The organism is Comamonas sp., from assembly GCF_036643215.1.
Taxonomy (GTDB): domain Bacteria; phylum Pseudomonadota; class Gammaproteobacteria; order Burkholderiales; family Burkholderiaceae_C; genus Comamonas.
On the sequence record NZ_JAVXSJ010000049.1, the window covers coordinates 1 to 13,249 of the forward strand.

The following is a 13,249-nucleotide window of genomic DNA, read 5'->3' on the forward strand; positions in this document are numbered from 1 at the left end:
GCGCGCTTCATGAACATCTGCAGATCGACTTCCCAGGTGTAGCCCATGGCACCATGCACCTGCAGGCTGTTGCGCGAGGCAAACCAGCTCGCTTCGCTGCACTGCAGCTTGGCGTGAGAGATGCGCACGGCCAGATCAGGCTCGTTGTGCTGCAGCGCATAGAAAGCGCGGTACAGAACAGGCTTGGCAAATTCGATCTTGGTGACGATGTCTGCCAGATGGTGCTGCACGGCCTGGAAGCTGCCAATCACCTTGTCGAACTGCTTGCGCTGAGCGACATAGTCCACAGACAGGTCCAGCATGCGCTGGGCCAGACCCACCATCTGGGCTGCAGCCGCCAGCGCGCCACGCTCACCAGCGGTATCCCAGACCTTCTGGCCCAGAGCACCATCAAGCACACGGGTCGCGTCAGAAGCGGTCCAGCTCACCTTGGAAAGGCGACGCGAGGAGTCAATGCTCTTGAGCGCCTTGATTTCGCACTGGGCAGGAGTCAGTAGGTGCAGCTCCAGCCCCGTTGCCGTGGCCTGGGCCAGCAGCAACACATCAGCGTGCTCCGCATCGGCCACGGTCGCATTGCTGGGGTGACCCACGGCCACGCGGCAGCTGCCGCTGGCGATCTTGGGCAGGTAGGCGCGGGCAGCGTGGCCTTGTGGCAAAGCAGACAGCATGCCCACAGCCACATAGGCGGTGTCGGTCAGCGCATCAGGCAGAGCGTAGTAGCCCACTTCCTGCAGCAGCAAAGCCCAGTCAATATCGGCCATGCCCATGCCGTCATCGGCCTCGGGCACGGACAGGCCCATCAGGCCCTGCTCCGCAATCTTGGCCCACAGCTCGGGCGAGCGACCGCTCTCGGTTTCCCAGATGTCGCGCAGCAGCTCGGGAGCGGCTTCCGTCATCAGAAAGCGGCTGACCGAGTCACGGAATGCGATTTGATCTTCGGTAAAGGTGAAGTCCATGGTGTTCTCCCAGCCGATCAGGATTTGGGCAGACCCAGCATGCGCTGGGCAATGATGTTGCGCTGAATCTCGTTGCTGCCCGCGTAGATCGGGCCTGCTTGCGCAAACAGGAAACCTTCCAGCCAGTCATTGGCTTCTTCGTCATCGATCAGCTCTGCACGCTGACCCAGAATGCGCATGGCGGTTTCGTTGATCAGAATGTCCAGCTCGGACCAGACAATCTTGTTGGTACTCGCTTCCGCACCGATCTGCGCACCCTTGTTCAGGCGGCCCACGGTGTGGTACGAAGACAGTGTGTAGGCCTCGGCACCCTGCCATGCGCGCAGAACAGCGTCGCGGATGGAATGGTCGCGGTCGGCATCGACCTGGTTGCGCAGGTACAGGTCCACCAGTTTCTGGGCGCTGCGCTGATAGCGTGCGGGAGAGCGCAGCAGCAGGCCGCGCTCAAAGCCAGCAGTCGCCATGGCCACATGCCAGCCCTTGCCTTCGGCACCAATCAGGTTCTCAGCAGAGACTTCGACATCGTCGAAGAAGATTTCAGCGAAATGCTCGCGGCCATTGATGGCGCGGATGGGGCGCACGGTGATGCCGGGCGTGTTCAGCGGCACCAGGATGTAGCTCAGGCCGTGGTGACGGCTGGAGGTGGGATCGCTGCGAAACAGGCCAAAGACCCAGTCTGCAAAGATGGCGCGGGTGGACCAGATTTTCTGGCCGTTCAGGATGAACTTGTCACCCTGGCGCGTAGCGCGGCTGCTGATGGCCGCCATGTCAGAGCCAGCATTGGGCTCAGACCAGCCTTGCGCCCACATGTCGTCGCAACGGGCCATGCGGGGCAGGAAGCGGGCTTTTTGCTCAGGCGTACCAAACTCCATGATGGTGGAGCCCAGCAGCAAAATACCGTTCTGGTTCACGCGTGCAGGTGCATCGGCGGCCCAGTATTCTTCTTCAAAAATCAGCCATTCGGTCAGGTCGCAGCCGCTGCCACCCAGGTCCTTGGGCCACATGACGGCGCTGTAACCGGCGCCTGCCAGCAAGGCTTCCCACGCACGGTGCTGCTCAAAGCCTTCACGCGTGTCGTAGCTCTTGAGGCGCTCTTTCGGTACGTTGTCCTTGAGCCAGGCGCGCACCTTGGTGCGGAAAGCCTTTTGCGCAGGGGTATAGGTCAAATCCATCTTGTTGTCTCCTCGTTGCGCTTGGCGAATCAGAATTTGGCGTCGCGCTTTTCCACGAAGGCGCTGCGCGTCTCGGCGGAATCGGGGCTCATATAGGCTTGCAGAGTGAAGCCCTGCTCCCAGCGGTATTTGTCTTCCAGATTGCCGTCTTCGATGCCGGTCAGCGCTTCTTTGGCGATGCGGATCATGGCAGGGCTCTTGGCGGCAATCTTGTTGGCGATTTCCATGGCGGTATCACGCAGTTGCTCACGGGGTACCACGCGCTCGACAGCGCCCAAACGGAAGGCTTCCTGCGCTCCAATCATCTCGCCTGTAAAGAACAGGTAGCGGGTCTTTTGCACACCAAACATGCGCTGCAGGTGCGCTGCTCCGCCCATGGCGCCGCGGTCCACTTCGGGCAGGCCGAAGGTAGCGTCTTCCGCCGCGATCACGATGTCGGATGCACCACAGATACCGATACCGCCACCCAGCACAAAGCCGTGCACGGCAGCAATCACCGGCACCTTGTTCAAGTGAACAGCCTTGAACGTGGCGTAGTTGCCTGCGTTCACATCGATGATGAGCTTGTCGTTGGTGGCCAGTTCCTTGATGTCCACGCCGGCGCAGAAGCCGCGGTTTTCAGCGCGGATCACGATCACGCGCACATCAGGGCGGTCGCCCAGCGACTGGATTTCCTGGGCCAGGCCATACCAGCCAGCAGAATTCAGGGCATTGACAGGAGCGCGGTCAATCACCAGCTCTGCCACGCCGTTGTCGTGAATGTTGGAGTGAAATTGTTGAGTGGACATATTCAGTCTTCTCGTTGGCCTGTTAATGGGCTTGTTATTACGCAGGAGTCAATTCATTGAGTGCAGTGCGACGGGCCATGGCCTGACGAACAATGCCGCTGATCACGTCTTCGCAGCTGTCGAGCTTGCCAATCAGCGCGGCCACCTGACCGGCAGACATCACACCATCGGCCGGGTTGCCGTCGACCATGGAGCGCTGCAGCAGCATGGGGGCGTTAGCCGCCATGACGGTCTGGGCCACAGAGGAGGAATCCTCACGCATGGCCTTCATGAAGATACTCATGGCCTGACCCGTGGTCATGCCAGTTTCGGCCTTCCACTTCAGTGCCAGATTCACCGCAATACGCAGGCGCTTCATGGGGCTGGCCTTTTCCAGCATGGACAGGTATTCGTTAGGAATCATGCGCTGGGGCATGCCATCAACCAGATGCGATACGGCAATCTTTTCAGCATCCTTGGTGGCCAGGTAGCGCTGCAGCGTGGCATCCGGGACCTTGGAGTCGCTGGTCATCAAAAAGCGGGTTCCCATGGCAATGCCCGATGCACCAAAGGCCAGCGCAGCCAGCAGGCCACGGCCGTCGTAGAAACCACCAGCAGCAATCACGGGCACGCTCACGGCATCCACCACTTGGGGCAGCAGCACCGTCGTGGGCACGCTGCCGGTATGGCCGCCACCTTCACCACCTTGCACGGTGATGGCATTGGCGCCCATCTCGATGGCCTTCTGGGCATGCTTCAAAGCACCCACGGTAGGCATGCAGACGATGTCGGCATCACGCAGACGGCCGATCACCTTCTTGTCCGGGCCGCGGCCATAGCTCACGGCACGCAGGCGGTACTTCACAGCCAGGTCCAGCAGTTGCTGGGCGTTGGGCTGGAACATGTGAAAGTTCAGGCCAAAAGGCTGGTCATCCGTCTCGCGCTTGACGCGCAGAATCTCGGCTTCAATCTTGTCGGCGTGAATCGTGGCGCCGGCCAGAAAGCCAAAGCCACCGGCATTTGTCGTACCAATCACCAGATCCGCACCAGCCACGTAGCCCATGGCAGTCTGAACGATCGGGTAACGGCATCCCAGCAAATCGCACAAAGGCGTGCGCAGTGCATTGACCTCGCTCATTGCGCGGCCTCCTTCTTGTTGGCGTTGACCATGGTCTTGGCGTCTTGACCACCGAGCTGGCCCATGCCCATAGCCTGGCTGTGAGCGTGCGCAAAGTGGTGGTAGCCAAAGGCCATGTCCATGGTGGAGCGCAGACCCTGCAGCTCTTCAGCCTTGTTGACAACCATCTTGGTCAGTGCCAGACCCAGACGGGGCTGGGCTGTCAGGCGCAAAGCGATGGCATCGACCTGCTCTTGCAGCTCGGCACGTGGCACCACACGGTTGACCATGCCCATCTGGTAGGCACGGTCTGCAGTCATGCGGTCGCCCAGCAGCAGAAATTCTTTGGCGATGCGGGGGTGCAGTTCGTGGGCGTGGGCAAAGTACTCCACGCCGGGGATGCCCATGCGCACTACGGGGTCCTGAAAGAATGCGTCATCGCTGGCCACGATCAGATCGCAGACCCAGGCCAGCATCAGGCCGCCAGCCACGCAGGCGCCCTGCACCATGGCGATCAGAGGTTTGGGAATGTCGCGCCAGCGGCGGCACATGCCCAGATAAACCTCTTGCTCGCGGGCGAACAATTGCTCGCCACCGGGCTTGTTGGTGTGATCCCACCACAGATGCGCACGGTCAAAAGACTTGTTGATGTCTCGACCGGGCGTACCAATATCGTGCCCCGCGCTGAAGTGCTTGCCTGCACCGCGCAGCACGATGACCTTGACGCTATCGTCATCAGTTGCCTTGCGGAAGGCAGCATCCAGCGCATAGGTCATCTGCGAGTTCTGCACGTTGTTGAACGTGGGTCGATTCATGGTGACCGTGGCAATACCGTTGTCCACGCTGTAGAGCACGGGCTCGTCGGTTTCGTAGACGGCCTTGTCTTCGCGTGTCACAAATTCGCTGGAAGCTGCATTTTCCATATCAGGCTCCCATGGCCGTAGCGCGCAGGTTGTGCGGATCGAGCTGGGCCAGCAAAGCCAGCTGCTCGGGTGTGGGGTCCGCCGTCACGCCCACGTTGGCAGGGATATGCACAGGGAAACCTGTGGCTTCCTGCACCTGCCCAACCGTCACACCGGGGTGCAGAGAGACAAGGCGGGCCTGATAGTCAGGGCCACCGAAGTCCAGCACGCACAGGTTGGTGAAGATGAAGCGGATGTCCGTGGTTTCTTCCAGCGTCCAGCCCTTGGCCAGACGTGCGGGGTTGTAGCCCACAGAGCCAACCACATCCACCTCGCCCGAAACAAACACCTTGGGGCTGTGGTTAGGCACAAAGAAGGAGTTGGCGTGGTTGATGGAGTTACCCGGAAAGCCGCGCACACCCAGCATCATGGACTTGGGACGCGCATAGTCGCCGCCCACCATGGAGATGTTGCCCTGACCAAAGCGATCCACCTGAACGGGGCCCACCATGGCGTGACGCTTGCCACCCCAGACGTTGTCGAAGATGCGGGAGAAGCCCATCCAGGACTCACGCTTGATCTTGTAGTCACCACGGGGGCCGACGGGCACGGGCTCGCTGACCACCCAGGCTTCGGAGTCCGTCATCATCAGATCTGTATTGATGGACTTCATGCACAGCGAAGCCGCCAGGCGGGGCACCAGGCCGATGCCGGTGGCCAGAACTTCACCGTCTTTTTCCCAGGCGCGTGCCGCGGCGCAGATGACGCGATCTACCAATGCAATTTCACTCATCTTTGCCTCCTTAGAACACAGGCAGGGGCAGGCGCTTGATTGCGTCCATACCACCCACTTTTTCCAGATATTCCTGCTCCGTGCACTGCACGTACTTCTGCTGGTACTCGTTCCAGCCGCCCTCTTCCTTGCTGCTGGCTACGTATTCCTTGAAGTGCTTGACGTCAAAGCCATACAGAGGTGCGCAGGATGTGGGGTGAGCACCGCCGGGCAGGTGAACCACGCCAGTCGTCTCGGAACGCTCCCAGAACACCAGGCGCGCAGCGTCAGCCGACTCGAAAGTGCTGGATTCCACCAGCTCGTCACAGCTCACAAACGTATTGGTCGCAGCGCGGGCAAACAGGTCGTCCATATAAATATCGGGGCCTGCAATCTGGCAAACACCACGCGAGTCAGCGCGATCCACATGCAGCAGGGCCACATCCAGATTGATAGCAGGCATCGCAACCCACTCCTTGTTGTCGTAAGGAGAGCCCACCAGCTTGATGTCGCTGTTGTGCTTGATCACATCGGTACCCAGACCCACGCGAGTGGGGATGTAGGGAATGCGCATGCCAGCAGCCTTCAGGCCCAGCACCATGTGACCTTCGTCGATTTCCATCACTTCGATGGAGCCGTTCTGGCGGGCCTTGCGGAAGTAAGGCTCCAGCGGAATGAAGTCCAGCGACACAAAGGCGAAGATCAGTTTCTTGACCTTGCCAGCGGCGCACAACATGCCCACATCGGCACCGCCATAAGCCACCACGGTCAGATCTTTGACGTCGCTGCGCAGCAGCTCTCGCACCAGAGCCATGGGCTTGCGGCGAGGGCCCCAGCCACCAATACCAATCGTCATGCCATCCTTGATGGATGCCACAACGTCCTTCGCAGTCATTAATTTATTGGCCATGTCTCAAGCCTCCTATTAGTTGTTTTCAGGACGACCTACGCTGAAGTCGTGTCCCCAGAGGCTGACGGTCGTGAATTCATGCGTGATGTGGTGATCCCAGTCGATGATGGCGCCGCCATAGCCGAACTCCAGGTCGAAGTTGGAAGGCGTCTTCATGTAGAACGAGATCATCTTGTCGTTGGTGTGCTGACCCAGCGTGGCCGAAAGTTTGACTTCGCCCTTTTGCATGCGGTCCATGGCACGGCCCACTTCGGGCATGTTGTCCACTTCGACCATCACGTGCACGCAGCCCGATGGAGAAGGGAACTCAGCCAGCGCCAGGCTGTGGTGACGGCCGTTGGCGCAATGGAAGAAGTGAATGCGGATGGTCGGACCTTCATCGCCTGCGGGCTTGAAGTTGTAGATGTCCGAGAGACCAAAGCCCAGCACGTCACGCACAAAGGCGGCGGTCTTGTCAAAGTCAGGTGCGGGCAGCACGGTGTGGCCCAGGCCGTAGTCACCAGTGATGAAGCGCGACACGCCTTGGGGCGATGCGAAGTGGGTGAAATCGGACTTGAAGCCCCAGACGATTTCGTGACGATTGCCAGAAGGGTCCTGCACGATAGCCAGCTGCTGCACACGACGCTTGGTGCACAGTGCGGCATTGCCAATTTCGTAGCGAACATCAGCGGCTTCGAGCGCCTTGAGTGCCTGATCGAAGGCTTCCTTGTTGGCCACTTCCCAGCCGGATGCAAAGTACTTGTCCTGACTGCCAGGCTGAACCTGAAAGCGGAACTGACGCTCATCCATCTTGATCAGCAGATCGCCATCAGCGGTGGTGCTAGGCATCATGCCAAGCACGTCACGTGCATAGCTGACCCAGCGATCCAAATCAGAGCTCTCAGCGACAACGTACGCTAGTCCACGTATTTCCATCATGATGCCGGGGCCTCCAACCCAAATCTTGTTTAGTGATGTGATGGATTCTGGTTCTGACGGGGGGTACAAACATCGTCCATTGAGACTAACGAATCACTGCCTCTTGCAACAAATTTCATAGCACTCATCCAATTAACAGAAAGCGATGCAAGCCAATAGGACTAAACCCTTTCAGCCATTTGAGGTAGTCCAGCCCGACGCTCTGGCGACAATGGAGAAAGCAAAAAAAAGGCCGCACTCCCAAAAGGAAATGCGGCCAACACGATGAACTACTTAGAGATCAACCCGAAGGCTGATCAGCAATCTCTTAATCAGGCAGTCTGAATCTCGTCAGCCTGCGCATAGTCGTTGTAGCCCTTGGCACCAGCGGTGTAGAGGGTGTTGCGATCAAACTTGCTCAAAGGCAAGCCCAGACGCATGCGCTGCACCAGATCTGGGTTGGCAATGAAATGTCGTGCAAACGACACCGCCTGCCCCTCGCCAGCCTGCAGCGCCGCTTCAGCGCTTTCTGCATTAAAGCCATCGTTCAGAATCAGGTTGGCACCAAAGTTCTCACGGGCCAGCTTGAAGGCATCAATCGAAGGCTCAAACAGTGCACGCATGACGTGCAGGTAGGCGATGTCCAGCTTGGCGGCCTGACGCATCAGCTCTGCATGGGTGGCCTCAGAGTTTTCATCCGAGGTGTCGTTGAAGGTATTGCCGGGGTTCAGGCGCAGGCCCACGCGGTCAATCCCAATCGCGTCACCCATGGCAGCCAGACATTCCACCGCAAAGCGCGCACGGCTGGCAGCGTTGCCACCGTATTCGTCGGTGCGCTGGTTGGTGCTGGAGTGCAGAAACTGCAGGCTCAGATAGCCACTGGTGCCGTGCAGCTCTACGCCATCAAAACCCGCATCCACAGCGCGCTTGGCGGCTGCGGCGTGCTCGGCAATGGCTTTGCGCACTTCATCAGCACTCAAAGCGTGAGGCACATCAAAGTCCTTCATGCCAGCGGCATCGGTCCAGATCTTGCCCTGCGCCTGAATAGCCGATGGTGACACCGAGCGCACACCCGCAGGCTTGATCTGGCTGCTGCCAATGCGACCCGAATGCATGATCTGCAGCACGATGGAGCCACCGCGTGCATGCACCGCATCCGTCACCTTGCGCCAGCCGCGCACATGCTCGGCCGTTTCAATGCCGGGCTGGCGGCAATAGGCTTGGCCCGTCACTTCAGGCCATGCACCTTCAGCCACGATCAAACCTGCATCACCACGCTGACCATAGTGCTCGGCCATGATGTCCGTGGGCGTGCCATCTACCTCTGCGCGGTTGCGTGTCATGGGCGCCATGACCACGCGGTTTTGCAGTGCAATCTTGCCGAACTGGGTGGGCGTAAAAAGCGTTTGATTCATACCGACTCCTTAGCGCACACGCATGCGCGGCGCGGGCGTGCCACGGCGCATGGTTTTGAGAAACTGCTCCAGCGGCGCAGGTGCTGCCACTTGCGGCAGCTCATCCTTGCCGGGGCGGTTGGCCCAGAATTCTTTCCAGCTCGGGAACAGGTCGTGGAAAGCACCGTGATAGGGCTCACGACCAGGCCAGCGCATCTTCATGTCGCCAATGGGCGGCTTGTTCAGATCGGTGGCATACCAGTAGCAGGGCAGGCGGCGGCGGAAGAACCACTGACCGTCAATGCGCTCGTAGTCATCCCAGTACAGCATCTGCATGATGACCCACTCGGCACCGCACTCATGCTCGTTCTTGGAATAGACCACGCCGGTGGCGTGATCCTTGTCCACGAACTCGATGATGTGCTGCCCCAGGTGATGGGAAGTGCCCGTGAACTGGTCACGCAGCGTACTGTCCTGCCAAGCCATGAAATGATCACGCCCAACCTTGTCTTTGCCCACCTTGATATCGGGTGCAAACAGGTTGACGTGGGCATCCATGTCACGCATGTCCAGCGACAGGGAGTACTTGCCAGCCAGCTGACGAATCGCATCCAGCGACTCCAGACGGTCGATACGCTCTTCCAGCGTTTGTGGCCACTGATTCACGGGTTCACTCATCTTCAACTCTCTCTTACAGCGCTGTCACCAGCACAGCCGAACGACCGCCATCCACGGGCAGCGAAGCACCGGTCACATAGCTGGCTTCATCGCTGGCCAGGAACAAAATGGCATTGGCCACTTCTTGCGACTGACCGACGCGACCCATGGGGATCAGCTTTTCCGTGGTCTGGCGAGATGCTTCATCCGCCAGCATGCCGGCAGTGGCGGGCGTTTCGATCACCGCAGGAATGATCACGTTCACGCGCACACCCGCAGCAGCACCTTCCGCAGCCGCGGCGCGCGAGAAGTTAATCACCGCAGCCTTGGCTGCCGAGTAACCCGCCATATAGGGTGTGCCCAGCGTGCCGCAGATCGAGCTGAGGTTGATGATGGAGCCGCCACCATTCTTCATCAGCTTCAAGGCCGTGCGCGTACCCCAGAAAGTACCGTCCACCGACGTGCCGAAGTTGGCTTGCCAGTCCTGCGTGGACATGGCTTCAATGCCACCCCAGGTATAGGCCATGGCGTTGTTCACCAGAATGTCCAGCTTGCCGTGTGCCTGCGCAGTTTGCTCCAGCGCGCCCACAATTTGAGCCTCAACACCCACATCGGCCACAACCGCTTCAGCCTTGCCGCCCGCTGCCTTGATCTTGGCAACGACTTCATCCAGCGCTTCCTTGCGGCGACCGCAAATCACCACCACGGCACCCTCTTGGGCGAAACGCTCTGCCGTTGAAGCACCAATGCCGGAGCTACCACCGGTAACGAATGCTACTTTGCCTTCCAGACGCTTGCTCATATTCATACTCCTTACAGGAAGGCGCTGCCGCCGTTAACTGCCACGTTCTGACCGGTCACAAAACCACTGTCATCGCTGGCCAGGAACACTGCCACCTTTGCGATGTCATCGGGTTCAGCCATGCGACCCATGGGCACGCCAGCGATGATCGCGTCAGCCCATTCCTGAGGAATGCCTTGCATCATGGGTGTGTTGGTAGGACCGGGAACCAGCGTGTTCACGCGAATCTTCTTGGGGGCCAGTTCCTTGGCCATGCCACGGGTCAGACCCATCAGCGCAGCCTTGGAAGCGCAGTAGTGCGCAGGGCCGTCGCCGCTGACAGCCGAGGTGCTCGAGATGTTGACAATGGCGCCGCCCTGGCCTTCTTGCATCTGCTTGACCGCTGCACGGGCGCAGTAGAAAGCACCATTCAGGTTCACGCCAATTACGCGCTCCCAGGTGGCATCGGTGATATCGGCAAACTGATCCACAGAGCCCACGCCTGCGTTGTTCACCAGCACATCCACAGAGCCCAGGTTTTGCTTGATTTCAGCAAACAGCGTGTCGATGGCTGCGCTGTCACCCACGTTGACGGAACGTGCCAGGTGCTTACCGCTCTTGCCTTCCAGAGTCTGCTTGGCTGCTTCTTCGTTCAGGTCAACCGCCACCACGGTAGCGCCTTCATCTGCAAAACGCTGTGCAATCGCACGGCCCATGCCTTGGCCAGCCCCTGTGACCACGGCAATTTTTCCTGTTAAACGCATTTTTGTCTCCATGTTGATGTGCAATCAAGATATGGAGACAGCGTAAAAAGAAAATGGATTCAGCCCATCGTCCATCAAGACTAAGCAAATTTGTTTAACTTGCTACTCAATCAGGAGCACGCAGCGCAATACTGGCGTTCGAAAAGAGAATTTTGGATCTGAAATAGAATAAGCCAGAACTCGTGAGAGTTCTGGCTTATCTTGGAGGCGCGAACCAGAGTCGAACTGGTCTAACCGGATTTGCAAGCTAAAGCCTACCTTATAAATCAATAGGTTACGAGGCAACCGCCCAACAACCGACTCAGAGCACCCTACCCTTCAACTTGCAACCTCACCACAGAGGCATATGCTGAACGACTGCACACGACCCATTGCGGCCGTTCGTTTCTTAATTACTGTGCAATATTCACGATCGGTCGAAGTTGATTCAGGATGTCCAGCGCATGACAGTCCTTTCCTTTTCTACATCGCCTTTTGTGGCACACCAAGGTAGCCTCAGGCGAGGACCAATATCTAAGTGGACAGCCCATTGACGGCTGTTCCGCACTGCGATTACATGGGGAAGACGCGGTGCTCTCGATCCAGAAGTACAAGGAAGAAAGCGGCACGGGCTCGAAACCCATGAACTCTCAGCTTGTTCTGATCAACACGTAGTTCGAAAAACGTTATGTCTGGCGAAATTTGGCCACGAACTGCCTCAAGATGAGTCTTCGCGGCTTCGGCAGTCTTGGCAGGGTCGTAGGGTGTATACGCAAGCCCATGCTTGTTTGATTTTCCGCTCGTTTGAAGCACCTGTTTCCAAGTCCTCTTACGAAGATCGTTGATCAAATCAGTAAAGGCTTTGAGCTCATCCTTCTCCCAATGAGAAAAGCACTCGTATGTATCCCGAAAATATTTGAGCACAATGTAAGGGGTCGCGTTGTCCCCCCCTTGCACCTGAGTACTTTCGGCGATGGAAAAAATCTGATTGTCGCGTTCGCTGAGCTGAAGTGTGGCCTTAGCGCTTTCTTGGATCTTTCCTTTAGGCAGCGTTTTGCTCATCCGTCATCTCACCATATGTCCGTTGAAAATAGGCTTTGATGGTGTCTTTGGGGATGACAGCGTCGCAACGAGCCTCGGGCGCAATCCCTCTTCGGGCGTCCTTCCAAGGATCCTCCATATGGGTCATCGCTTCCAGGCGCTTCGCGGAGAACTCTCCGTAGATGTCGGCTACCTGAGACAAGATGCGCTCGGACTCTTCATCGATTTCCTCGGCCCCGTTGTATTCCGGAATCGAGTTAAAGCCATATGTCTTGAACTCGTGATAGACGCTTGGCACCACTGGACCATGGGCCCAAGCCTGCATCTCCTCTTGGAAGAGGGGCTCATCAAACGCCAGCAGGTGCCACGCTTGCGCGTAGTAAAGAAGCTTTTGCAGTTTGAGTGGCGTCATGGAGTCACCACTGTCACGATCGACGTGGTTAATGAACCATGCCGCGACATTAATTGGATTTGTCATTTTCTCTCCTTGAAACATTTTATCGCGCTATCTCTTCCGGGTCATCAGCGCGCCAGCCCAAGTCGGCAAACAGTCCAAGGGCTATGAGGTCAGTTTATGTCCCACTGCCCTGGTCTATAGGCATGTTCAGGGGATGAGCAGTGGTACTGTTTGCAGCCCACTCGACGCTCTGGCCAACAGCTCTAACGTAGAGTAGTCACTGGCCACCGATGACGGCTTCCAAGAACAGGGTAGCCGTTCGTATCGTACACAGCTTTGAGAGACAGCTTTCACTGGGCGCCACGAGCTGCCCGACTACTTATGGCCGAAAACAGCCCTTAGATCTCGTCGGCCGACCCTGCATATAACTCATCTAACCGCCAAACTATGCAGTACACACGTGGTTTAGGGTGTTTTTTCGCGCGGTCAGCGTGATTTTTTGCGGTTTTTTTGTATCTAAAAACAAAAAGGCCTCCCGATTGGGAGGCCTAACTTGTTGATTTCACCAAGGAAATCTGGAGGCGCGAACCAGAGTCGAACTGGTCTAACCGGATTTGCAATCCGGGGCATAACCGCTTTGCTATCGCGCCGTCATCACAAAAAACCTGGAGCGGGAAAACGGGTTCGAACCGTCGACCTATACCTTGGCAAGGTATCGCTCTACCAACTGAGCTATTCCCGCA

At 58.0% G+C, this 13,249-nt stretch carries 14 protein-coding genes and 2 tRNA genes; all 16 read right to left on the bottom strand.

Annotated elements, in window-relative coordinates:
- Positions 1–956, bottom strand: a 956-nt coding sequence (locus tag RSF91_RS18615) for an acyl-CoA dehydrogenase family protein (RefSeq protein WP_332569813.1), incomplete at its 3' end; no start/stop codon positions are given.
- A 17-nt stretch (positions 957–973) separates the two neighbouring features.
- Positions 974–2,128 carry an acyl-CoA dehydrogenase family protein gene (locus RSF91_RS18620; RefSeq protein ID WP_099737706.1) on the bottom strand — a complete coding sequence of 385 codons (1,155 nt, stop codon included), beginning with the start codon at positions 2,126–2,128 and terminating at the stop codon, positions 974–976.
- A 29-nt stretch (positions 2,129–2,157) separates the two neighbouring features.
- Complete coding sequence (locus tag RSF91_RS18625) at positions 2,158–2,916, bottom strand: enoyl-CoA hydratase family protein (RefSeq protein ID WP_332569814.1); 759 nt, start codon at positions 2,914–2,916, stop codon at positions 2,158–2,160.
- A 37-nt stretch (positions 2,917–2,953) separates the two neighbouring features.
- Complete coding sequence (locus RSF91_RS18630; protein ID WP_332569815.1) at positions 2,954–4,033, bottom strand: NAD(P)H-dependent flavin oxidoreductase; 1,080 nt, start codon at positions 4,031–4,033, stop codon at positions 2,954–2,956.
- On the bottom strand, positions 4,030–4,935 hold the full coding sequence (locus RSF91_RS18635) for an enoyl-CoA hydratase (RefSeq protein WP_332569816.1): 906 nt from the start codon (positions 4,933–4,935) through the stop codon (positions 4,030–4,032). The genes RSF91_RS18630 and RSF91_RS18635 overlap by 4 nt, the downstream gene beginning before the upstream one ends.
- Before the next feature lies 1 nt (position 4,936).
- Positions 4,937–5,707: a CoA-transferase subunit beta gene (locus RSF91_RS18640; protein WP_332569817.1), complete on the bottom strand. Its 771-nt coding sequence runs from the start codon at positions 5,705–5,707 to the stop codon at positions 4,937–4,939.
- Positions 5,708–5,717: 10 nt separating this feature from the next.
- Entirely contained in the window at positions 5,718–6,596 is an 879-nt protein-coding gene (locus RSF91_RS18645) for a CoA transferase subunit A (RefSeq protein WP_332569818.1), read from the bottom strand.
- A 15-nt stretch (positions 6,597–6,611) separates the two neighbouring features.
- The gene (locus RSF91_RS18650) at positions 6,612–7,514 is read right to left on the bottom strand and encodes a VOC family protein (RefSeq protein WP_332569819.1); all 903 of its coding nucleotides are present in this window, start codon (positions 7,512–7,514) and stop codon (positions 6,612–6,614) included.
- 311 nt (positions 7,515–7,825) lie between these two features.
- Positions 7,826–8,908 carry an alkene reductase gene (locus tag RSF91_RS18655; protein ID WP_332569820.1) on the bottom strand — a complete coding sequence of 361 codons (1,083 nt, stop codon included), beginning with the start codon at positions 8,906–8,908 and terminating at the stop codon, positions 7,826–7,828.
- 9 nt (positions 8,909–8,917) lie between these two features.
- The gene (locus tag RSF91_RS18660) at positions 8,918–9,565 is read right to left on the bottom strand and encodes a nuclear transport factor 2 family protein (protein WP_332569821.1); all 648 of its coding nucleotides are present in this window, start codon (positions 9,563–9,565) and stop codon (positions 8,918–8,920) included.
- 13 nt (positions 9,566–9,578) lie between these two features.
- Positions 9,579–10,346: an SDR family NAD(P)-dependent oxidoreductase gene (locus RSF91_RS18665; protein ID WP_332569822.1), complete on the bottom strand. Its 768-nt coding sequence runs from the start codon at positions 10,344–10,346 to the stop codon at positions 9,579–9,581.
- A gap of 11 nt (positions 10,347–10,357) precedes the next feature.
- The gene (locus RSF91_RS18670) at positions 10,358–11,089 is read right to left on the bottom strand and encodes an SDR family NAD(P)-dependent oxidoreductase (protein ID WP_332569823.1); all 732 of its coding nucleotides are present in this window, start codon (positions 11,087–11,089) and stop codon (positions 10,358–10,360) included.
- Between the two features lie 552 nt (positions 11,090–11,641).
- On the bottom strand, positions 11,642–12,130 hold the full coding sequence (locus RSF91_RS18675) for a hypothetical protein (RefSeq protein ID WP_332569824.1): 489 nt from the start codon (positions 12,128–12,130) through the stop codon (positions 11,642–11,644).
- Positions 12,111–12,587: a Panacea domain-containing protein gene (locus RSF91_RS18680; protein WP_332569825.1), complete on the bottom strand. Its 477-nt coding sequence runs from the start codon at positions 12,585–12,587 to the stop codon at positions 12,111–12,113. The genes RSF91_RS18675 and RSF91_RS18680 overlap by 20 nt, the downstream gene beginning before the upstream one ends.
- A 495-nt stretch (positions 12,588–13,082) precedes the next feature.
- Positions 13,083–13,156: transfer RNA gene (locus RSF91_RS18685), tRNA-Cys, on the bottom strand.
- A gap of 16 nt (positions 13,157–13,172) precedes the next feature.
- A tRNA-Gly gene (locus RSF91_RS18690) sits at positions 13,173–13,248 on the bottom strand.
- Position 13,249 lies beyond the last annotated feature (1 nt).

Coding starts and splice junctions, on each gene's coding strand:
- RSF91_RS18625 (WP_332569814.1), bottom strand. CDS start 2,916: ATGTCCACTCAACAATTTCACTCCAACATTCACGACAACGGCGTGGCA.
- RSF91_RS18660 (WP_332569821.1), bottom strand. CDS start 9,565: ATGAGTGAACCCGTGAATCAGTGGCCACAAACGCTGGAAGAGCGTATC.
- RSF91_RS18645 (WP_332569818.1), bottom strand. CDS start 6,596: ATGGCCAATAAATTAATGACTGCGAAGGACGTTGTGGCATCCATCAAG.
- RSF91_RS18620 (WP_099737706.1), bottom strand. CDS start 2,128: ATGGATTTGACCTATACCCCTGCGCAAAAGGCTTTCCGCACCAAGGTG.
- RSF91_RS18655 (WP_332569820.1), bottom strand. CDS start 8,908: ATGAATCAAACGCTTTTTACGCCCACCCAGTTCGGCAAGATTGCACTG.
- RSF91_RS18670 (WP_332569823.1), bottom strand. CDS start 11,089: ATGCGTTTAACAGGAAAAATTGCCGTGGTCACAGGGGCTGGCCAAGGC.
- RSF91_RS18650 (WP_332569819.1), bottom strand. CDS start 7,514: ATGATGGAAATACGTGGACTAGCGTACGTTGTCGCTGAGAGCTCTGAT.
- RSF91_RS18665 (WP_332569822.1), bottom strand. CDS start 10,346: ATGAGCAAGCGTCTGGAAGGCAAAGTAGCATTCGTTACCGGTGGTAGC.
- RSF91_RS18630 (WP_332569815.1), bottom strand. CDS start 4,033: ATGAGCGAGGTCAATGCACTGCGCACGCCTTTGTGCGATTTGCTGGGA.
- RSF91_RS18675 (WP_332569824.1), bottom strand. CDS start 12,130: ATGAGCAAAACGCTGCCTAAAGGAAAGATCCAAGAAAGCGCTAAGGCC.
- RSF91_RS18640 (WP_332569817.1), bottom strand. CDS start 5,707: ATGAGTGAAATTGCATTGGTAGATCGCGTCATCTGCGCCGCGGCACGC.
- RSF91_RS18680 (WP_332569825.1), bottom strand. CDS start 12,587: ATGACAAATCCAATTAATGTCGCGGCATGGTTCATTAACCACGTCGAT.
- RSF91_RS18635 (WP_332569816.1), bottom strand. CDS start 4,935: ATGGAAAATGCAGCTTCCAGCGAATTTGTGACACGCGAAGACAAGGCC.